Genomic DNA, 19,192 nt, shown 5'->3' on the forward strand with positions numbered 1-19,192 from the left:
CGCGCACCCTCGATCGCCTTTCCGGCGCCGTTCTTGTCACGCGCACCCGCATTCGGGCGCAGTGGTGTTCACCACACCGCGTGCGAGTAGTCGGATGCCCTATTTTCGGGTTCGCGAGAAAGGCCGCCGATGACCCTCGAGACGTACACGCTCACCCTCCACGGCCGCCGGATCCGGCTGCACGAGCACTTGCCGCCGCCGGGTGCGGGCGACGAAGCGATCGTGCTGCTGCACGGGATCGCGGGCAGCGCCGAAACCTGGGCGCCGGTGTTGGCGCGGTGCGCCGCGCTGGGCCGCCGCGTGCTGGCGCCCGATCTGCCCGGCCACGGCGAATCGGAGGCGCCGCGCGCGGACTACGGCCTCGGCGCGATGGCGAGCACCGTGCGGGACGTGCTGGCGGTTTCGGGCGTGCGGCACGCGACCGTCGTCGGCCACTCGCTCGGTGGTGGCGTCGCGATGCAGTTCGCCTACCAGTTCCCGGAAATGTGCGACCGGCTGGTGCTGGTCGGCAGCGCCGGGCTGGGCCCGGAGGTCAGCCCGGTGCTGCGGGCCACGGCGCTGCCGGGCGCACCCGCCGTGCTGGCACTGACGGTGAACCGCGTGACGCTCGCGATCGCGCGGGCGTCGGCCCGCCTGGGACGCCGGCTCGGCGGGTCGTTGAAAACTGAAACACGGGAGCTGGCCAGGCATTTCGGCTCACTGGCCGACCCGGCGCGGCGGCGCGCGTTCCTCTTCATCGCCCGCAGCCTCATCGACCTGCGCGGGCAGCGCGCGAGCGCCGTCGAGAAGCTCTACCTGGCCGAAGCCGTGCCGACGCTGCTGGTCTGGGGTGCGCGGGACCCGCTCATCCCGCTGAGCCACGGCCGCCGGACCGCCGAGGTGCTGCCGAACGGCCGATTGACCGTGCGGGAAAACGCGAAACACTTTCCACATGTGTCCGATCCGGACGGGTTCTGCCTGCTGCTGAACGAGTTCGTCCGAGGGACCGAACCCGCACGGCTGGCCCTGGACGACGTCGTCGAGCGCCTGATCGCCCGGAATCCGGCGCGCGAGCCCCGCTGAAAAGTTGTCACTCGCGCACCATCCGCCCGAAGCGGAAGTGTCACCTCTCACCGCGCCGTTCCACCCGTTCGGGTGTAGTCCGGACGGGTTACCGCAAAGTCAGCGGAGAACCCGTTGACAGTGCCGTTCGTGCGAAATTATGTTGCCTGAGCCACAAAATCCGGACCGGCTTCGACGACGAAGAGGCCAGTTTTGTTGCCAGCAAGGATAAAACACATGACCGACGTGGACACCGGGTTTGCCACCGCCGCACTGCGGGCGGGCCGGCCTCACCCTGGCGAACGCTCTTCCGGACCGGCGTACCGGCAGCAGTCCGTGTCGGCCGACCGGCCCAGGACCACCTACCCACCGACCCAGCGGACCTCGGGGGAACCCCGGCCCGGGCGCGCTTCCGGCGCCATCGGCCTCTGGGCGTCGCTGCCCCGCGAGCTGGCGATCCGCTTCAAGCCGCGGGTCGACCCGCTGGCCCGCGCCATCCTGCAGGAGGTCCAGCGGGCGGTGCCCGAGTACCGCCAGCCCCTCGAAGGCGCGTTCGGGCACATCATCACGCAGGGTGTCCGGCAGGCGATCATCCAGTGCCTCGACAGTGTCGGCACCCCCGGTGCCGTGGCGCTCGAGACGTGGACGACCGTGTTCCGCAACCTGGGCAAGATCGAGTTCAACGAGGGCCGCAGCCTCGACTGCCTGCAGACGGCCTACCGCGTCGGCGGGCGCGTCGCGTGGCGGCACATCTCGGAGTTCGGGCAGGCCAGCGGCGTCGCCGCGGACACGCTGTGCACCAGCGCCGAGGCCATCTTCGCCTACGTCGACGAGATTTCCGCGCTCTCGATCGAGGGCTACACGGCGGCGCAGACCCGGGCCGCCGGCACCCGCGCGCGCCGCCGGAGACGGCTGCTCGAACTGCTGCTCGCCGACCCGCCGTCGGCCCCGCAGACGATCAGCGCGCAGGCCGCGACCGCCCAGTGGGCGCCGCCGGCCGAGGTCACGGTCGTCGCCCTCGAACCGCGTGCCGACCAGCACAGCCTCGCCGCGCCGGACCTGCACTCCGACGTCCTCGTCGACCTCGAGGGCAGCGAGCCGTGCCTGGTCACCGGCGACCCGGAGAAGCACCTGAAGAACCTCGCCGAGCGGCTGGGCGGCTGGCGCGCGGTGATCGGCCCGACCGTGCGGCTCACCGACGCACCGAGGTCACTGTTGTGGGCGCGCCGGACGTTGAAGCTCGTCCAGCGCGGCGTGCTGCCGGACGCGCCGGTCACGCGCTGCACCGACCACCTGTCCACGCTGTGGCTGCTCGCCGACGAGTTCCTGGTCCGCGAGCTGTGCACCCGCAGCCTGGAGCCGTTCCGGGACCTCACCCCGAAGCAGCGGGCGCGCCTCGGCGAGACGCTGCTGATCTGGCTGCAGTCCCGCGGCAGCGCGCCCGAGATCGCCAAGAAGCTCAAGGTGCACCCGCAGACCGTGCGGTACCGCATGCACCAGCTCATCGACCTGTTCGGCGACCGGCTCAACAACGCCGACGACCGGCTCGACATGGAGATCGCGCTGCGGGCGGAGGCCCTGCTCGATTCCTAGCTCCCTCAGGCGACGAGGTGGTGTGGCGTGTGACGGGACCGTCGGGCGAAACGACCTTCGGGCCGATGCTGGGCGGCGACGGCCGGCCGGGACAGCTGTGGGCCCTGCTCCCCCGGGAGCTGGCCGCGGTGTTCCGACCGCGGATGCTCGACGTCGCCGACGAGGTGCTGCGCGAGATCCAGCGGACCATCCCGGACTACGCGCGGCCGCTCGACGGCGCCTTCGGCAAGGCGCTGCGGGCGGGCGTGCAGGGGGCGATCCTGCAGTTCATCGACCGGATCGCCGCGTCCGGACCGCTGCCGGACTCGCGCCGGAAGCTGTTCGTCGGGCTCGGCGTGCACGAGCTGGCGCAGGGCCGCAACCTCGACGTCCTGCAAGCCGCCTACCGCGTCGGCGCGCGCGTCACCTGGCGGCGGATGGCCGAGGTGGGGACGCGGGCGGGCGTGCCGTCGCCGACGCTGTGCCTGCTGGCCGAGGCGATCTTCGCCTACATCGACGAGCTGTCGGCGTTGTCGATCGAAGGGCACGCGGCGGCGCAGGCCCGGGCGGCGGGCGCGCTCGAACGGCGTCGCCGCCGGCTGCTGGACCTGCTGCTGGCGGACCCGCCGGCACCGTCGCGGACGGTCCAGGAAGCCGCGACGGCGGCAGACTGGCCGTTGCCGCACCGGCTGGTCGCCGTGGCGCTGGACGGGCCGGTGGACATCGCCGGGCCGGACGTGCTGGAGGACTTCGAAGACGGGATGCCGCGGCTGCTGCTGCCGGCACCGCCGGACCGTGCGGAGCTGACGGCGGCGCTGGCCGGCCACCGGGCCGCGGTCGGCCCGCCGGTGCCCCCTCGCCAGGCCGCGCGGTCACTGGCGACGGCTCAGGAAGCGTTGCGGCTGGCGGCGGCCGAAGTCCTCCCGGACGAGCCGCTGACCTGGTGCGACGATCACCTGGCGACGTTGTGGTTGCGCAAGGAGCCGTTCCTCGCGACGGAGGTGTCCCGCCGCCGGCTGGCCCCGCTGACGGCGTTGAACCCGAAGCAGTACAACCGGCTGGCGGGGACGCTGCTGGCGTGGCTGGAAACGTGCGGCAACGTCCGCGAGGTGGCGGACCGCCTGGCGATCCACCCGCAGACGGTCCGCGCGCGGGCCCAGGAGCTGGAGACGTTGTTCGCGGATCACCTGCGCGACCCGGACGACCGCTTCGAAATGATCCTCGCCCTCCGCGCCACCTTGACGACCTAGCCGTCCGACCCTCCGGATACGCGGGCCGACCTCTCAGACCGGGGTGATGCCGGGGCTCGTGCGGCCGGCCAGCTCGGCGGTGAGGAGTCGAGCCGGCACCGCCACGTGCGGCGGGTCGAGCATCGTCCGGTGATCCCCCGGCACGGTCTCGACGTGCAGGTCGGCGCAGCACGCGGCCCAGCCCGCTACGGCCGCGTCCCCCGCCTGGTACAGCACGACGCGGCCCGCGTACGGCTCCGCTCCGAGCGGCGCTTCGGAGTCGAAGAGCACCACGACGTCGACTCGTTCGCCCGATGCGGCCAGCCGTCGCGCGGTCTCGAAGGCCAGCACCCCGCCGGCCGCCCAGCCACCCAGCCGGTACGGCCCGGACGGCTGCACCTCCCGCAGCGACGCGACGCAACCCTCCACATCGGACGCTTCGACGCCGCGGCACGGAACGCCCTCGAGCCGGTCCAGGAGCGGCCGGTACACCATGGACTCACCGAACAGGACCAGCGGCGGAATCCCCGGCCGCCGGTCGGGGGTGGCGACGGGCGCCCGGGTGCCCGTCACGTACTCGGCGAGGTCGTTCAGGTTCGCGCCGCCCAGCAGCAGCGGCACCGGCAGGGTCACGCCGAATTCGCGCTCGGCCGCCGCCCGCGCCCGCATCGCCGTCAGGGAGTCCAGGCCCAGCTCGACCAGCGGAACGTCCCGGGGTACCGCGTCGCCGAGCAGCCTGGCGACGATCGTCGTGAGCCGCTCGTGTGCGGTCTCCGGCACGGGAACGGCCGGCAGCACGGCCGAGAAGAACGGCCGCCGGCCGAGCTCCGGGAACCGCCCGGCGACGCGGCCCGCGTCGAGCCGCGCGATCCCGACCGACGACCGGTCCGCGGCGAGCACCGCGGGCAGGGCTTCGAGGGCCTCGGCCACCGGCATCGGGTCCAGCACGGGATCCGCGCCCCAGTTCACCGTCGTCGCGGGCAGCCCGCGCGTCCGCCGCCAGGTGGCGAACGCGTCCAGCCACGCGTCCGCGGTCGCGAGGGCCGTCCGGCCGGGCGCACCGATCAACGACGCCGACGACGAATACAGCAGCCACCAGTCCGGGGGCGCGTCGGCGGTCGCGTCGTGGAGCCGTCGCGCACCGAGCACTTTGGACCGCCAGAGCGACGCGACGTCATCGCCTGCCGCGTGCACGATTCCCCGCAGCGGCAGGCCGTCCGCGGTGGCGGCGGCGACGAGCTGTTCCGCGACGCCGGGCTCCGCGATGTCTCCGGCGACGACCACGACGTCCACTCCGGACAGTCCGATGTCGTCACCGGACAGTCCGCAAAGGACGATCCGGGTCGCACCGTTGCCGGCCAGCCAGCGCGCGGTGGCCGATCCCCGCGCGCCGGTGACCACGTACGCGCCCGGCCCGGTCGACACGCCGTCGACGAGCGGGACGCGGGTCAACCGGGCCGCGTACCGGACGTCGCGGCGCCAGCGCACCTCGTCGTCGGGCGCGCCCGAACGCAGTTCGCGCGCGAGAACGTCCACCTCGGACCGTGCGTCGCAGTCGACGAGCGTCGCCCGCAGTTCCGGTCGTTCGAAAGCGAGCACGCGCACCAGACCGCGCAGGAACGCCAGCCCCGGCTCGCCGCTCGACTGCGTGACCAGGTGGAAGCGGACGTCGAAGGCCAGGCGGGCGAGCACCGAGCGCACGGTGCGCAGCAGGTCCTGGGCGTCCTCGGGATCACGGTAGGCGTGCGGCGCCCCGGTGAGGAAGACGACGCCGCGCACCGGCCGTTCGGCCAGGAACGCGGGCAGCTCGTCGAGGTCGTCCTGCGGCAGGGAAAGCGCTTCGTCTCCGGCGGCGGCCAGCGCCAACGCGAGCGCGACGGCCCGGCCGAGCGCGGCCGGGTGCTCGTCGGTGAGCAGCAGCCACGAATTCCGCCTCCCCGAGGGAACCGGCGGCAACGGCGTTCGTGGCCAAGTGATCCCGAACGCGCGGGCGGCGAGCGGGACGGTGCCGGGAGCCTGGAGGCGGATGTCGCGGAAGTCGGCGACGACCTCGCCGTCTCGGGTGACGAGCTGCACGGTGCCGGCGTCGTCGGCCAGGCACCGCACGCCCCGGCCCGGGTCGCCGAGCAGCCGGACGCGGCCGAATCCGTCAGGCAGCGAGCCTTCGGGCAAGGTCGCGGCGAGAGTGCCAGCGAGGCTGGACTTCGGTGCGATTGGACGAGTTCGTTCGTCCACTTCGGACAGAATGGCCGGTGCGGGTTCGGTGTCGGCCGAGACCCACGCCGTGGCGTGGCGGACCCAGCTCGCTCCGGCCTTCGCCCGCACGACGGCGGCACCGTCGTCCCGGATCTCCGTGCTGAGCACCGTTTCCCCGGTCACCGCGAGCATCCGGTGCACCTCGAGACCGTCGACGCGGACGCTTCCGGTGCCGAACCGCTCCCGGGCGCCGGCCAGGACCAGCTCCAGGAACCCGGCCGCCGGGAAGACCGGGACGTCGTGCACCCGGTGCTCGTCCAGCTCCTCGGGCGCGATCGTCGTCTGCCACAGGTGGCGCCCCTCGTCGGGCACCTCGACGCGGGCGCCGGGCAGCGGATGGCCGGCCGGCCGTGGCCGGAACGTCCGGCGCTCCCAAGGGGGTGGGGGCAGGTCGAGCACCGGCGCCTCCGGGTACCGCCGATCGAGCACCGCCGGGTGCCCGGCGGTGTGCAGTTCGGCCAGGGAACGTGCGAAAGCGTTTTCTTCGCCGTCGCGCCGGCTCAGGGTGGGCAGCGTCCGGACGCTCCCGGCCGTCTGCTCGACGGCGGGCAGCGCGATCGGGTGCGGCGAGACCTCGACGAACCACCGGTGCCCGTCGGCGACGGCGGCGGCGACGGCTTGGGTGAACCGGACCGGACGCCGCAGGTTGGCCATCCAGTAACCGGCGTCGAACGCGGGTGTCGCACGCGGGTCGTCGAGCACGCTCGTGTAGTAGGCCGTCTCGGGTGGTCGTGGCCGCAGGTCGCCGAGCCCGGCCCGGAACCGGTCCAGAATCGTTTCGACGGCGGCGGAGTTCGCGGTTCCGGCCAGCCGGCGAGCCCATCGGCCGAGTCCGTCCACATGGGATACGAGCACGGCGAGGTCCTCGGCGGTGCCGGCGACCGTGCATTGCGCCGGCGACGCGTGCTCGACGACAGTGATGCCCGGAAAGTCCAGCGCGCGCACCTCGGCGGCGGACAGCTCGACGACGGCCATCGTCCCGGCGGGCAGCTGCGAGAGCAGGTTCGCCCGGCTGACGACGATGTCGAGCCCGGCGCCGGCGTCGAGCGCGCCGGCCACGACGGCCGCCGCTATCTCACCGGCCGAATGCCCGAGAACGGCAGCGGGCTCGACGCCGTGCGCTCGCCACCACCCGGCCAGGGCGACCTGCAGGCCGAACACGAGCGGCGGCACCACGGCGGGATCACCGAACGGCCGGCGCAACGCGCCCCGCAGCGAGAAACCGGCTTTGGCCAGGAACAACGGTTCGAGCGCGCCCACCGCGGCCCGGAATTCGGGCTCGGCGCCCAGCATCCGCCGTCCCATGGCGGGCCACTGCGCCCCGGCGCCCGAGAACACGAAGACCGGGCGCGGCGGCACCTGACCGGCCGTGCCCCGCACGACGTCCTTCGTGGTCCCACCGTCGGCGAGGGCGCGCAGGCCCGCCACCAGCGCGGCCCGCGACGACGTGACAACAGCGGCCCGCAGAGGCAGGTGTTCCCGCCGCCGGGCGAGCGCGGCGGCGAGGTCACCCGGGGCGGTGACACGGCCGGGCCCGGCGAGCCAGTCCGCCAGGTCGCCGGCCCGCCGCCGCAGGGCGGATTCCGACCGGGCCGAGACGGTGAAGACCTGCGGCCGGCCGTTCCACCGCGAGCCCGGAGTGGCGGGTTCCAGCGGTTTCGGCCATTCCTCGACGACGACGTGTGCTCCGCTGCCACCGGCCCCGGAAGCCGAAACACCGGCGCGCGCGGTTCCGGCGTATCGGGGCCAGCCGGTGGATTTGTCCACAGGGGACAGCCGAGGCGAGTCGCCGGGCGAGGCCCTCGGGTGGCGGTCACGACCAGGTGCGGACCCGAGCCGAGCGCGCCCAGTCGCGAGTTCAGCCGCGTCGGCTAGCGGACCCGGCGACGGCGCGAACCGATCGTGCCCCGTCGCGGGCTCGTTCCCACTCGGCAACCGACCCCGTGATGGCGGGAGCCGGTCGTGCCACAGGGCCAGCACCACCTTGATCAACCCGACGATCCCCGATGCCGCGCCGAGATCACCGAAGCTGCCCGACATCGAACCGACCAGCATGGGCCGCTGCAGAGAGCGGTTTCGGGCGAGGGCCTGCGCCTCGGCCGAGCCTCCCTGCGTCTCGACATAGTCCACAGTAGACAAGCTCGACCCGGCGACAGCATGAGCATCGGCCAAGATCTGATCCTGGGCGGCCCAGCCCGTCGCACTGCCGCGGATCACCGCCAGTACCCGGTCCGCGTCCCTGCGGGCGTCGGTGAGCCTCTTCAGCACCACCACCCCGCACCCCTCGCCGTACACCGTGCCGTCGCGCGGTGGTGGGGACAGCACCTGGACCCCGGCAGCCAGCGTCAGGTCCGCCTCGCCCGCGGCCAACGCTCGAACCGCCTGGTGGACGGCCACCAGCGCCGACGACCCTGCCGTATCCACCACCACGCTGGGCCCGCGCAGGTCGAACCGCTCCGACACCCCGTTCGCGATCATCGACGCCGCGAACAGCGCGTGGTCCGCGGCCGAAGCTCCGACGAACACGCCCGTCCGGCTGCCGCGCAGGGTGCCGGGCGCGATACCGGCGTGCTCCAGTGCAGCCCACGTTGTCTCCAGGAGGATCCGCCGGCGCGGGTCCATCGCCGCTGCCTCGGCCGCGTCGAACCCGAAGAACGCCGCGTCGAACCCGTTGACGTCGGAGAGGAAGTCGCCCGGACGGGGGTCGGGCGGCGGCCCGGTGACGTCGGTGCTGGTCAGCAACGCGTGCCACAGCTGGTCCGCCGACTCGATGCCGCCCGGCAGCCGGCAGCCGATGCCGAGCACCGCCACGGGCTCCGCGGTCCGCGGCCGGGTATCCGGTCCGGCCAGCGCCGTGACCAGCGCGGCGATCGACGGGTGCCGTCCGAGCAGGCCGAGATCGGGTTCGCGGCCGAGCCGCTCACCGAGTTCGGCCGCGACGGTCACCGCGTCCCGCGACGACAAGCCCAGCTCGGCCAGCGGGACGCGTGCGTCGAGGTGTTCCGGTGCGACACCGGTGAGCCCGGCGATCCGCTCGGTGAGCCACCGGCGCAGCTCACCGGGGCCGGTCATCGCCGGCCGTCCGGGGTGAGCCGGACGCCGGGGCACCGGGCGGGTTCTTCGACGATATCGACCACCCCATGCCCGCCGGTGTCCCGGAGGGAAAGCGCGGCGGCTTCGCCGAAGACCCGTTCAGAACTCGTGAGCATGGATTCCTCGCGCATTTCTCGCGGCGGGCCGGTGATTCACCGTATTTCCCCCGTTGAATCCCTGTCAACGACCCGGGAATGCGCGGAAATACTTTGTCATTTCGCTCACTGCGGCACGGGCACCACGTGTTGTCACCGTGATAGTCACGCGGCGGACATCCCGGTGACGCGCCACTTTCCGGCCACGCGTTCGGCCGTGACGCTCAGCTGGGCGGCACCGGTGCTGTGCTGCCCGTCGCCGCGCGTGCCGGTCTGGTCGAGGAACACGAGCAGCGCCGCGCGGTCGCCGTCCAGCAGCTTCACACCGGACGCGACGGCGGTCGAGGTGACCACGAGCTTCTGCTCCGCGGCGAGCTTGCGGACCTGGCCGAAGAGCTGGTCGTACTGCGCGAGCGCGGGACCGCTGAGGAGATCCTTCGCCGCCCGTTCGTTCTTGGCCGGGTCGTCGTAGCGGTAGGAGAACAGCGTGCCGAGCGCGGCGCTGACCTGTTTCCCGGCGTCCGCGGTGCCCGCGACGTCGGAAAGCGCGGTGTTGTGCGTGACGACCGCGTTGGTGCTCCGCGCCTCCAGCGTGAACCACACCGCGAGCCCCGCCATCACGACGGCGACCGCGACGGCCACCCACGGCACCCGGCGACGGGGTTCCGCCACCTCCTCCGGGAGCTCCGGCGCCGGCTCGTGGTGACGGCCGGCGACCTTCACCGAACGCTTCTTCGTGGGCACGGTCATGGTGCCTCCCCGGTCGGGACCTGTCCCAAGCCGGTGACCCGCCAGCCGTCGGAGCCGCGGGTCAGGTCGGCCTGGAACCGGTTGCGTTTCGTCACGGCGTCCCCGCCGTCGGGCGCCACCACCAGCTCGACCGACGCGATCAGCTTCGCCGTGCCCGCGCCGGTGTCCACTTCGGTCACCGCCGCGTCGGTCACCTTGCCGGTGGTGACGGTCTTCGCCTGCGCGATCCGGTCGAGGCTGCCCTGGCGATCGGCGGCCAGCTCGTCGTGCAGCGCGCCGCCCGACAGGTCGAGCCAGCGCTGGTACCCCGGCGCCGCCTGCCGGTAGTCCAAAGTGGTCAGTCCGGCGACGGCGGCCCGGCCGGCTCCCAGCGCGTCCTCCCGGACGACCGCGCGCGCGACGCCGTCGTCGTGCGCCGCCTGCCACCAGGTGAACCCCGACCACCCGGCCGCCGCGGTCGCCAAGACCGCGGCCAGCCACACGAAGATCTTCACGGCCGTCCTCCCGGTGCGTTCTGCGAACCCCGCACGTTCGTCGGGTCGCCCTTCGGCAGCGCGCAGCGCGCGGCCGTGTTCAGCGGGCGGGTCGAGGTGTCGAGGCCGTCGTGGTACGGCGTCGTGTACCCGGTGGTGCACGGCGGCGGATCGAAGAAGGTCAGTGACAGCCCGAAGTGCGCGCCGTCCGGCCGGATGACCGCGGTGCCCGCGGCGACCGCCTGCGGCGCGGTGATCAGCAGCTGCCGCAGCCCGCCCCGGCGCGCTTCGAGGACGTCCGCGGTGGTCAGCAGGTTGGCCAGCAGCACCCCCAGCTGCGGCCCGGAATCGCGGATCAGCGCGCCGACCTCGTTCGCCGCCGCGGGCACCGCCGGGATGAGCGTGCGCAGGTCGCCGTCGGACTGTTTCAAGGTCGCCGCCAGCAGCTTCGCGTTGGCACCGAAGCTGCGGATCGCGCCGGCCTGCTGCACCTGGGTGTCGAGCACGACGTGCGCGTCGGTGACGAACCGGGTCAGCGGCGCCACGTGCGCGCTCGCCGCCTGCACGAACTCGATGCCGCGGCCGACGAGCTGGTCGAGCGCCGGGCCGGCGTCGGACGTCGCGCTGTACAGCTCGTCGACGACCGTGCGCAGCGCCGGCTGGGGCACGGAGTTGGCGAAGGAATCCACTGTCGACAAGACGACGTCGACCGGCAGCGGGATCTTCGTGTCGGCCTGCGTGATCACCGAGCCGTCCCGCAGTTTCGGCCCGCCGTCCGTGCGCGGGCGCAGGTCGACGTACTGCTCGCCGACGGCCGAGCGGTCGGCGACGACGGCTTCGGTGTCGGCCGGGACCGGCGCGGTGCCGGAGTCGATCTCGAGGTCGGCTTCCATCCCGGCCGCGGTCAGCCGCAGCTCGCCGACGCGGCCGATCGGCACGCCGCGGTAGGTGACCTCGGCGTTCGTGAAGATGCCGCCGCCGGTCGGGAACTGCGCCTTCACCGTGTAGCCGCGGTCGAAGAACACCTTGTCGAGACCCGCGTAGGTGGCGCCGACGTAGGCGACGCCGAGCACGGCGATGACGACGAAGAGCGTCACCTGCACGCGCACGAACCGGGTCAGCATCAGTGGCCCACCTTGAGGAACCCGTTGAGGTAATCGCCGCGGATGGCGTCCAGCGCGGCGTCCGGGAACGGGAAGGTGAAGATCATCTCCATCGCCTTCGGCAGCTTGTCCCCCGAATCGGCCAGTCTCCGCAGCAGCGGTTCGAGGGCCTTGAGGTCCGCGACGAGGTCGTCCTTGCTGCGGTTCACCGTGTCGACGGCGACCGACGTCAGCCCGTCCAGCGCCTTGAGCATCCCGACCAGCGCCTCGCGCTGCTGGTTGAGGACGCCGATGCCGGGCGTCAGGCCGTTGAGCGTCGTGGTGATCTGGTCGGTGTGCGCGTTCAACGTCCGCGCGAGCTTGTTGACGCTCTCGATGGCCCGGGTGATCTCGGTCCGGTGCTCGTCGAGGCCCTTGACGAAGGCGTCCAAACTGGACAGCAGGCTGCGCGCCGCGGTTTCGCGGCCGCCGAGGGCTTCGTTGAGCTGGTGGCTGATGTTCTGGATCTGCGCGACGCCGCCGCCGTTGAGCAGCAACGACAGCACGCCGAAGACCTCCTCGATCTCCGGCGTCAAAGTGGACCGATCGAGCGGGATGGCCGCCCCGTCGAGGAGCCGGCCCGACGGCGTCGCGTCGTCCGGCGGAGCCAGCTCGACGAACTTCTCGCCGAGGATGCTCGCCTGCCGCAGCCGCGCGACGGCGTTGCCCGGCAGGTCGACGTCGCCGTTGAGGAGCAGGTCGACGAGCGCGCTGTGCCCGTCGGGCGCCAGCTCGACCTTGACGACCTGCCCGACCGGCACGTCGTTGACCTTGACGCCCGACTGCGGCACCAGGTCGAGGACGTTCGTGAAGCTCGCGGTCACGTGGATCGGGTGGTCGCCGAGCGCGGCGCCGCCGGGCAGCGGGATGTCGTAGACGCTGACCCCGCGCCCGCAGCCGGTGGTGACCAGCGCCAGCGTCACCACCGCGGCGACCTTGACCAGGGACTTCATTTCGGCTCCGGGAACTCGAGGAGGTTGCCGCGGCCGTCGATCGTCCCGTTCGCCTGGTCGTAAGCGGCCAGCAGGTTCGTCAGGGCGTTCGGGGCCGCTTGGAGGGCTTCGGCGAGGGAGTCCTTCTGGTTCACCAGCACCTTCGTGACGTCGGCCAGCTTGTCCACGTTCGACTGGACCTTGCCGCGGTTGTCCTTGATGAACCCCTGGACGACGCTCAGTGCCTGGGTCAGCTCGGTCAGCGCGCCGGAGAACTGGTCGCGCTGGTCGGCCAGCACCTCGCTGAGCGACGCGATCTGCGAGATGGCCTGCTTGACCTGCCCGTCGTTGGCGGCGAGCATCGCGGTGAACTTGCTGATGTTGTCGACGGAGCCGAAGAGGTCGTCCTTGGAGTCGCTCGCGGCGCGGGCGAACTCGCCGAGGTTCTTGATCGCCGTGCCGATGGTCTGCCCGTTGCCGTTCAGGTATTCCGCCGACTTGGTCAGCACCTCGCTGACCGCGCCGTCCTTGTTGGCTCCCTGCGGGCCGAGCGCCGTCATCAGCTGGTTCAGGCTGTGCAGGAGGTCGTCGACCTCGACCGGGGTCGCGGTGCGCTCGCGCGGGATCGACGCGCCGTCGGCCAGCTGCGGCCCGCCCCGATAGACGGGCGTGATCTGCACGTACCGGTCGGCGACCAGGCTCGGCGTGATGACGACGGCGCCCGCGTCGGCCGGCAGCTGGACGTCGGGCTTGAGCGTCATGGTCACCTTGACGTCGGTGCCGTTCGGTTCCACTTTGGACACCGACCCGATCGCGACGCCGAGGACGCGGACGTCCGAGTTCGCGTAGATGCCGACAGCGGCGGCGAAGTACGCGGTCAGCGTGCGCTCGGCGGGCCGGGTCGCGAGTGGCCAGACGGCCGAGACCACGAGCGCGAGCACGACGCCGAGCGCGAGCGCCCGCAGCCGCGTCCGGCGTCGCGCCCGGGCTCCCAGGTCGATGAGCTGGTGCGCCATCAGCGTCCCCCGTTCTTGGGCGGCAGGCAGCTGCCCGGCGTGGTGCCGGTGGGGATGAGCCCGCAGATGTAGGTGTCGATCCACCGGCCGTTGCCGACGGCGTTGCCGAGCAGCCGGTAGAACGGGCCGGCCAGGCGCAGGCTGTCCTCGAGCTTGCCCTGGTTCCGCTGGAGCACGGTCGCGACGCGGTCGAGCTGGTCGAGGGCCGGGCCGAGCGTCTTCTGGTTGTCCGCGACCAGCCCGCGCAGCTGGATCGAGAGGTTCTTGATGCCGCTGAACAGGGACGCGATCGCGTCCTTGCGGGCGTTCAGCTCGGTCAGCAGCGTGTTGCCGTCGCGGATGAGGGCCTGGATCTGGCCGGAGCGCTCACCGAGCGTCTTGGACACCTGGTTGGTGTTCTGGAAGAGCTTGACCAGCTCGTCGTCACGGGACGCAAGCGTTTGCGACAAGGCGGCGATCCCGTCGAACGCGGTCCGCACGTCCTGCGGAGCCGATGCGCCGAGCGTGTCGGAGAGGACGCGGAACGCCTGCGCGAGCTGGTTCGTGTCGATGGCCCCGACGGTGCCGGCGAGGTCGTTGAACACCTCGGTGACGTCGTAGGGCGAACTGGTCCGCTCGGGCGGGATCGGCTGGTCGGGGTTCAGCTCGCCGTTGCCGACCGGGTCGAGCACGAGGTTCTTCTGACCCAGCAGCGTCTTGATCTTGATCGCCGCCGTCGTCCGGTTGCCGACCCAGGTGTCCTTGACCCGGAACAGCACCTCGACGTGGTCGCCGGCCAGCCGCACGTCGGTGACCTCGCCGACCTTCACCCCGGCGACGCGGACCTCGTCGTTCGGCTTGAGCCCGGCGGCCTCGTGGAACTCGGCCTTGTACGTGGTGCCGCCACCGACGAGCGGCAGGTCGTCCGAAAAGAACGTCGCACTGCCGATCAGCGCCATGACCAGCGCGGTCACCGCGCCGACGGCGATCGGGTTGCGGCTGCGGAACGGTTTGATGCGCGGCGGTTTCATCGGCACCTCGCGGCGGTCACGGGGATGCCCGGTGGGGGTCCGCCCGGCGCGGGCTGGGCGTCGGACTCGACCGCACAGAGGTAGAAGTTCGCCCACGAGCCGTAGGAGAAGAGCGTGCCGATGCGGTCGAGCTTCTTCGGCAGGTTGTCGATGAACTGCTGGAACACCGGGGTGTTGTCGGCGAGGTTCTTCGACAGGTCGCCGAGCGCGGTGATGCTGTCCTTGAGCGGCTGACGCCCTTGCTGCAGCAGCCCGGCGGTGGCCGTGGTCAGCTCGCCGAGCCCGCCGATCGCCTGCCCGATCGGCTTCGCGTCCGCGGCGAGGCCGGTGACGAGCTGCGCGGTCGTGTCGACGAGCGCGTCGAACTGGTCACCCTGGGCGTTCACGGTGTCGAGCACCGTGTTGAGGTTGCCGATCACCTGGCCGATCACGGCGTCCTTGCCGGCCAAAGTGGACGTCAGCGACGCCGTGTGCCGCAGCAGGCTTTCGATCGTGCTGCCCTCGCCCTGCAGGACCTGGATGATCTCGAACGACAGCTGGTTGACGTCGCCGGGCGACAGCGCTTGGAAGAGTGGCTTGAATCCGTTGAACAACGCGGTGAGGTCGAGCGCGGGCTTGGTCCGCTCGAGGGGGATCTGCGCGCCTTCGCCGAGGGTCGGCGACGTGTCGGTGGCGCCCGGGTCGACCGAGAGGTACCGCTGGCCGACGAGGTTGCGGTAGCGGATGGTGATCGAGGCCGACGCCGTCAGCCGGTGCGTGCGGTCGACCGAGAAGCCGACGTCGGCCAGCCGGTGGTCGACGACGCGCACGTCGTCGACCTGGCCGATCCGGACGCCGGCCATGCGGACCTCGTCGCCGGGGTTGACCGAGGTGGCGTCGGTGAACCGGGCCGTGTAGCCGATGGTGGCGCCGACGCTGGAGTTGGCGATGGTGATCGCGAGGATCCCGGTGGCCACCGCGGTGACCAGGAAGAAGATCAGGCCCTTGATCGCGGGGCCCGCGACGCTCCTCATCGGACGGTCACCTCCGTCCCGCGCAACGCCGGTCCGATCAGGACACTGCTCCAGTCCGGCACGTCCCCCAGGGCAGGCTTGAGGATCTCCGCGACGAGCTGCCGTTCGGCCCGCGAGTTGGCCGGACCGAGGTCGCCGTCTCCTGGGGCCGCCGCGCCGCCGCCGTAGCACTTCGGACCGCCGGTGGCGTCGAACCGCGGGGTGTCACGGCCGGGCACGTACTTGCCGCGTGGGTCCCGCACGGTGAGCGTCACGTGCAGGCCCGGCTCGTTCGTGCCCTTGCCGAGGGCCTTCTCCATCAGCGGCTTGAGCCGGTTCACCGCGTCGAACAGGCACGGGAACTCGGGCGAGTACTGCGAAAGCAGCTCCAGCGACGGCCGGCTTTCCACCGAGACGCCGATGATGTTGTCCTTGTTCTTCCGCAGGAAGTCGTTCAGGTGCCCGGTCGCACTGGTGACGCTCGTGTAGAGGTTGTCGAGGTCCGCGCGGGTGTCCACAATGGTCTTGGCGGTCGTCGAGAGGTCGGTGAGCGCCTGCAGGATGTCCGGCGCGGCGCCGGTGTAGACGTCGGCCGCGTTCGCGAGCCCGGTGATGCCCGCCTTGAACTGCGGCATCAGTGGGTTCACCTGGGCCAGCAGGTCCTGGAGCTTGACGATGCTGTCGCCGATCGGCTGCCCGCGGTTGTCGAGCGCCTGCGAGATCGCGCCGAGGGAGCTGTTCAGCTTCTGCGGCTGGACGGCGCGCAGCAGCGGCAGCAGGTCGCCGAGGACGCGTTCCAGCTCGATCGCGTTCGACGAGCGGTCCTGGGCGATGACGTCCCCCGCGCCGAGTTTCCCTTGTGGACGGTCCGGCAGCACGAGGTTGACGTACCGCTCGCCGAAGACGGTCTTCGGCAGCAGCCGCGCGGAGACGTTCCCGGGCAGCGTCCCGATCTTCGCCGGGTCGAGCGCGAGGACGATCTCGGCGCCGGTGCGCGTGCTGCGCACCGCCCGGACCTTCCCGAACGGCACGCCCTTGACCTTCACCTCGGCGGTCGGCGCGAGCTGGTTGCCGACGCGGTCCGCCCGCAGCGTCACCAGCTCGGAGTCGTCGAAGTCCTTGTCGTAGATGGCGACCGCCAGGTAGCCGAGCAGGACGAGCACCCCGAGGAAAGCGACCCCGGCGAGCTGCGTGCCGAACCGGCTCATCCCGACACCTTCACCGTGGTCGTCGCGCCCCAGATGGCCAGGGACAGGAAGAGGTCGAGCACGCTGATCAGCACGATCGACGTCCGCACCGCGCGGCCCACCGCGACGCCCACGCCGGCCGGTCCGCCGCTGGCCCGGTAGCCGTAGAAGCAGTGGGTCAGGATCACGCCGACGCTGAACACCAGCACCTTGCCGAACGACCAGAGGACGTCACCGGGTGGCAGGAACAGCGTGAAGTAGTGGTCGTAGGTGCCACCCGACTGTCCGAAGAAGACGACCGTCGTGAGCCGCGAGCCGAGGTAGGAGATCAGCAACCCGATGACGTACAGCGGGATGATCGCGATGAACCCGGCGACGATCCGCGTGGTGACCAGGTACGGCATGCTCCGCACGGCCATCACCTCCAGCGCGTCGATCTCCTCGGAGATCCGCATCGCGCCGAGCTGAGCGGTGAACCCACTGCCCACAGTGGACGACAGGGCGAGCCCGGCGACCAGCGGCGCGATCTCGCGCGTGTTGAAGTACGCGGTCAGGAACCCGGTCATCGCGGAGATGTTGATCTGGTTCAGCGCGCTGAAACCCTGCAGCCCCACGGTGACACCGGTGAACACGCACAGCCCGACCATCACCCCGATCGTGCCGCCGATCACCGCGAGCGCGCCGCTGCCGAACGTCACCTCGGCCAGCAGCCGCACCACTTCGCGGGAGTAGCGGGTCACGGCGAGCGGGACGGCGGCGAGCGCGCGGACGTAGAAGAGCAGCTGGTCGCCGAGGTCGAACAGCCGGTCGCCGGGTTTGCCGAGGATGGCCACTCAGGTCCCCTTCGCCGGAACGAGTTGCAGGTACAGGGCGGTGAGCACGGTGTTGACGAAGAACAGCAGCAGGAAGGTGATGACGACGGACTGGTTGACGACGTCACCGACGCCTTTGGGGCCCCCCTTGGGGTTCAGGCCGCGGTAGGACGCGACGACCCCGGCGAGGTAGCCGAAGATCACCGCCTTCACCGAGCTGACGACGAGGTCGGGCAGCTGCGCGAGGGCGTTGAAGCTGGCCAGGTACGCGCCGGGCGTGCCGCCTTGGATGATCACGTTGAAGAAGTAGCCGCCGAGCACGCCGACCACGCTGACCAGGCCGTTGAGCAGCACGGACGCGCAGACGGCGGCCTGCACCCGCGGCACGACCAGGCGCTGGATCGCCGAAACGCCGAGCACCTCCATCGCGTCGATCTCCTCGCGGATGCTGCGCGCGCCGAGGTCGGCGCAGATCGCGCTGCCGCCCGCGCCGGCGATGATCAACGTCGTCACGATCGGGCTCGCCTGCTGCACGACGGCCAGGACGCTCGCGGCGCCGTTGAACTGCTGGGCGCCGATCTGGCTGGTGAGCGAGCCGAGCTGCAGGGAGATCACCGCGCCGAACGGGATGGAGACGAGGATCGCCGGCGCGATGGAAACGCTGGCGATGAACCAGAACTGCTGGACGAACTCGCGCACCTGGTAAGGGCGGCGGAACATCGCGAGGATGATGTCGAGGCCCATCGCGCACATGCGGCCGAACTCGCGCAGGCCGTTCGCGGCTCGCTGCTGCACCTGGATCGTCATGCCTTGCACCCGGTGCTGAAGCAGCGCAACGTGAGGTTCGAGACGAAGGTGTTGCCCGGTCCCGAAACCAGGCCGGTGAGCAACCGGCTCAGGTCCTCGTGCCCGACGCAGCCGGCGAACGCGGGCGTGGTGAAGGTCGAGGTCACCTTCACCGGCGGGGCCGGCAGCGAGATCGGCACCAGTGCCTTGATGGTCACCGCCGCGGGCTGCGCCGTCCGGCAGTCCGGCCCGACGGCGAGGGCCTTGCCGTCCACTTCGACGTCCGAGAGCTTGATGAACACCTTCGCGGTCACGTCGGTGTCGGCGCAGATGTTCGTCTGCGTGGCCTTGCAGTCCTTGTCCTTGCCCGTGTGCACGGTGGCCGTGCCCGTGGCGTCCCCGTCCGGGATGATCTCGACCCGGCCGGTGGTGGCCATGAACCGGAACGCGACGAAGTAGCCGTTTGTGGCTGGGATGGCCAGTTTTCCGGTGATCGGCACGGTGCTGGTGAGGCCGCCCAGTGCGCCGTCGAAGGTGCCTGGTGGGAAAGCGATGTCGGAGCCGAGCTTGGCGACGTGGCTCGTGGTGGGCTGCTGCGCGTCCCCGAGGGTGAACCCGAACGGGATCGACGTGGCCGCTTGGGGCTCGACGGCGTTCTCGCCCGGCGCGGCTTCCGCGGCGCCGAGCGAGAACGCGGTCAGCGCCAGCACGAGCAGGAGCGGCACCGCGCGTGTCAGCACTGACATCCGGAGTTCCTCATGGTTCGTAGTTACTCACGATTCCCTTTGTCACACAAGGAATCCGCT

The 19,192-nt window shown here is 71.6% G+C and carries 15 protein-coding genes; 3 read left to right on the top strand and 12 right to left on the bottom strand.

Annotation, left to right across the window (positions count from 1 at the left end; translation table 11 throughout):
* The first annotated feature begins 129 nt into the window (after positions 1–129).
* The 3 genes from ABZ342_RS26860 to ABZ342_RS26870 all read left to right on the top strand — a co-directional run bounded on the left by ABZ342_RS26860 (position 130) and on the right by ABZ342_RS26870 (position 3,863).
* Complete coding sequence (locus ABZ342_RS26860) at positions 130–1,062, top strand: alpha/beta hydrolase (RefSeq protein WP_360478335.1); 933 nt, start codon at positions 130–132, stop codon at positions 1,060–1,062.
* Between the two features lie 216 nt (positions 1,063–1,278).
* Positions 1,279–2,634 (top strand): helix-turn-helix domain-containing protein, encoded by a 1,356-nt coding sequence (locus ABZ342_RS26865; protein WP_155541440.1) that lies wholly within the window; start codon positions 1,279–1,281, stop codon positions 2,632–2,634.
* 29 nt (positions 2,635–2,663) lie between these two features.
* The gene (locus ABZ342_RS26870; protein WP_360478338.1) at positions 2,664–3,863 is read left to right on the top strand and encodes a helix-turn-helix domain-containing protein; all 1,200 of its coding nucleotides are present in this window, start codon (positions 2,664–2,666) and stop codon (positions 3,861–3,863) included.
* A 33-nt stretch (positions 3,864–3,896) separates the two neighbouring features.
* Here ABZ342_RS26870 and ABZ342_RS26875 read toward each other — a convergent pair whose 3' ends face one another.
* The 12 genes from ABZ342_RS26875 to ABZ342_RS26930 all read right to left on the bottom strand — a co-directional run bounded on the left by ABZ342_RS26875 (position 3,897) and on the right by ABZ342_RS26930 (position 19,132).
* Complete coding sequence (locus tag ABZ342_RS26875) at positions 3,897–9,170, bottom strand: acyltransferase domain-containing protein (RefSeq protein ID WP_360478341.1); 5,274 nt, start codon at positions 9,168–9,170, stop codon at positions 3,897–3,899.
* 281 nt (positions 9,171–9,451) lie between these two features.
* Positions 9,452–10,036, bottom strand: a complete 585-nt coding sequence (locus tag ABZ342_RS26880) for a hypothetical protein (protein WP_360478344.1) — start codon at positions 10,034–10,036, stop codon at positions 9,452–9,454.
* Positions 10,033–10,530, bottom strand: a complete 498-nt coding sequence (locus ABZ342_RS26885) for a hypothetical protein (protein WP_360478347.1) — start codon at positions 10,528–10,530, stop codon at positions 10,033–10,035. Before ABZ342_RS26885 ends, ABZ342_RS26880 begins: the two co-directional genes overlap by 4 nt.
* Complete coding sequence (locus ABZ342_RS26890) at positions 10,527–11,633, bottom strand: MlaD family protein (protein ID WP_360478350.1); 1,107 nt, start codon at positions 11,631–11,633, stop codon at positions 10,527–10,529. Before ABZ342_RS26890 ends, ABZ342_RS26885 begins: the two co-directional genes overlap by 4 nt.
* Positions 11,633–12,604, bottom strand: coding sequence for an MCE family protein (locus tag ABZ342_RS26895; RefSeq protein ID WP_360478353.1), 972 nt, complete (start codon positions 12,602–12,604; stop codon positions 11,633–11,635). Before ABZ342_RS26895 ends, ABZ342_RS26890 begins: the two co-directional genes overlap by 1 nt.
* Positions 12,601–13,599 (bottom strand): MCE family protein, encoded by a 999-nt coding sequence (locus tag ABZ342_RS26900; RefSeq protein ID WP_360478356.1) that lies wholly within the window; start codon positions 13,597–13,599, stop codon positions 12,601–12,603. The genes ABZ342_RS26895 and ABZ342_RS26900 overlap by 4 nt, the downstream gene beginning before the upstream one ends.
* A complete protein-coding gene (locus ABZ342_RS26905; RefSeq protein WP_360478359.1) occupies positions 13,599–14,609 on the bottom strand; it encodes an MCE family protein in 1,011 nt (336 codons plus the stop codon). The genes ABZ342_RS26900 and ABZ342_RS26905 overlap by 1 nt, the downstream gene beginning before the upstream one ends.
* On the bottom strand, positions 14,606–15,622 hold the full coding sequence (locus tag ABZ342_RS26910; protein WP_360478362.1) for an MCE family protein: 1,017 nt from the start codon (positions 15,620–15,622) through the stop codon (positions 14,606–14,608). Before ABZ342_RS26910 ends, ABZ342_RS26905 begins: the two co-directional genes overlap by 4 nt.
* Positions 15,619–16,809: an MCE family protein gene (locus tag ABZ342_RS26915; protein ID WP_360478364.1), complete on the bottom strand. Its 1,191-nt coding sequence runs from the start codon at positions 16,807–16,809 to the stop codon at positions 15,619–15,621. Before ABZ342_RS26915 ends, ABZ342_RS26910 begins: the two co-directional genes overlap by 4 nt.
* Positions 16,806–17,621, bottom strand: a complete 816-nt coding sequence (locus ABZ342_RS26920; protein WP_155541430.1) for an ABC transporter permease — start codon at positions 17,619–17,621, stop codon at positions 16,806–16,808. Before ABZ342_RS26920 ends, ABZ342_RS26915 begins: the two co-directional genes overlap by 4 nt.
* Positions 17,622–18,407, bottom strand: coding sequence for an ABC transporter permease (locus ABZ342_RS26925; protein WP_155541429.1), 786 nt, complete (start codon positions 18,405–18,407; stop codon positions 17,622–17,624).
* Positions 18,404–19,132: a hypothetical protein gene (locus ABZ342_RS26930; RefSeq protein ID WP_360478368.1), complete on the bottom strand. Its 729-nt coding sequence runs from the start codon at positions 19,130–19,132 to the stop codon at positions 18,404–18,406. Before ABZ342_RS26930 ends, ABZ342_RS26925 begins: the two co-directional genes overlap by 4 nt.
* Between the last annotated feature and the right edge of the window lie 60 nt (positions 19,133–19,192).

This window comes from Amycolatopsis sp. NPDC005961, assembly GCF_040629235.1.
GTDB classification, from domain to species: domain Bacteria; phylum Actinomycetota; class Actinomycetes; order Mycobacteriales; family Pseudonocardiaceae; genus Amycolatopsis; species Amycolatopsis camponoti.

What these genes read in the sequence shown, in the direction of transcription:
- ABZ342_RS26860 (WP_360478335.1), top strand. Translation starts at nt 130, where the DNA reads ATGACCCTCGAGACGTACACGCTCACCCTCCACGGCCGCCGGATCCGG.
- ABZ342_RS26865 (WP_155541440.1), top strand. Translation starts at nt 1,279, where the DNA reads ATGACCGACGTGGACACCGGGTTTGCCACCGCCGCACTGCGGGCGGGC.
- ABZ342_RS26875 (WP_360478341.1), bottom strand. Translation starts at nt 9,170, where the DNA reads ATGACCGGCCCCGGTGAGCTGCGCCGGTGGCTCACCGAGCGGATCGCC.
- ABZ342_RS26880 (WP_360478344.1), bottom strand. Translation starts at nt 10,036, where the DNA reads ATGACCGTGCCCACGAAGAAGCGTTCGGTGAAGGTCGCCGGCCGTCAC.
- ABZ342_RS26890 (WP_360478350.1), bottom strand. Translation starts at nt 11,633, where the DNA reads ATGCTGACCCGGTTCGTGCGCGTGCAGGTGACGCTCTTCGTCGTCATC.
- ABZ342_RS26895 (WP_360478353.1), bottom strand. Translation starts at nt 12,604, where the DNA reads ATGAAGTCCCTGGTCAAGGTCGCCGCGGTGGTGACGCTGGCGCTGGTC.
- ABZ342_RS26900 (WP_360478356.1), bottom strand. Translation starts at nt 13,599, where the DNA reads ATGGCGCACCAGCTCATCGACCTGGGAGCCCGGGCGCGACGCCGGACG.
- ABZ342_RS26905 (WP_360478359.1), bottom strand. Translation starts at nt 14,609, where the DNA reads ATGAAACCGCCGCGCATCAAACCGTTCCGCAGCCGCAACCCGATCGCC.
- ABZ342_RS26910 (WP_360478362.1), bottom strand. Translation starts at nt 15,622, where the DNA reads ATGAGGAGCGTCGCGGGCCCCGCGATCAAGGGCCTGATCTTCTTCCTG.
- ABZ342_RS26915 (WP_360478364.1), bottom strand. Translation starts at nt 16,809, where the DNA reads ATGAGCCGGTTCGGCACGCAGCTCGCCGGGGTCGCTTTCCTCGGGGTG.
- ABZ342_RS26925 (WP_155541429.1), bottom strand. Translation starts at nt 18,407, where the DNA reads ATGACGATCCAGGTGCAGCAGCGAGCCGCGAACGGCCTGCGCGAGTTC.
- ABZ342_RS26930 (WP_360478368.1), bottom strand. Translation starts at nt 19,132, where the DNA reads ATGTCAGTGCTGACACGCGCGGTGCCGCTCCTGCTCGTGCTGGCGCTG.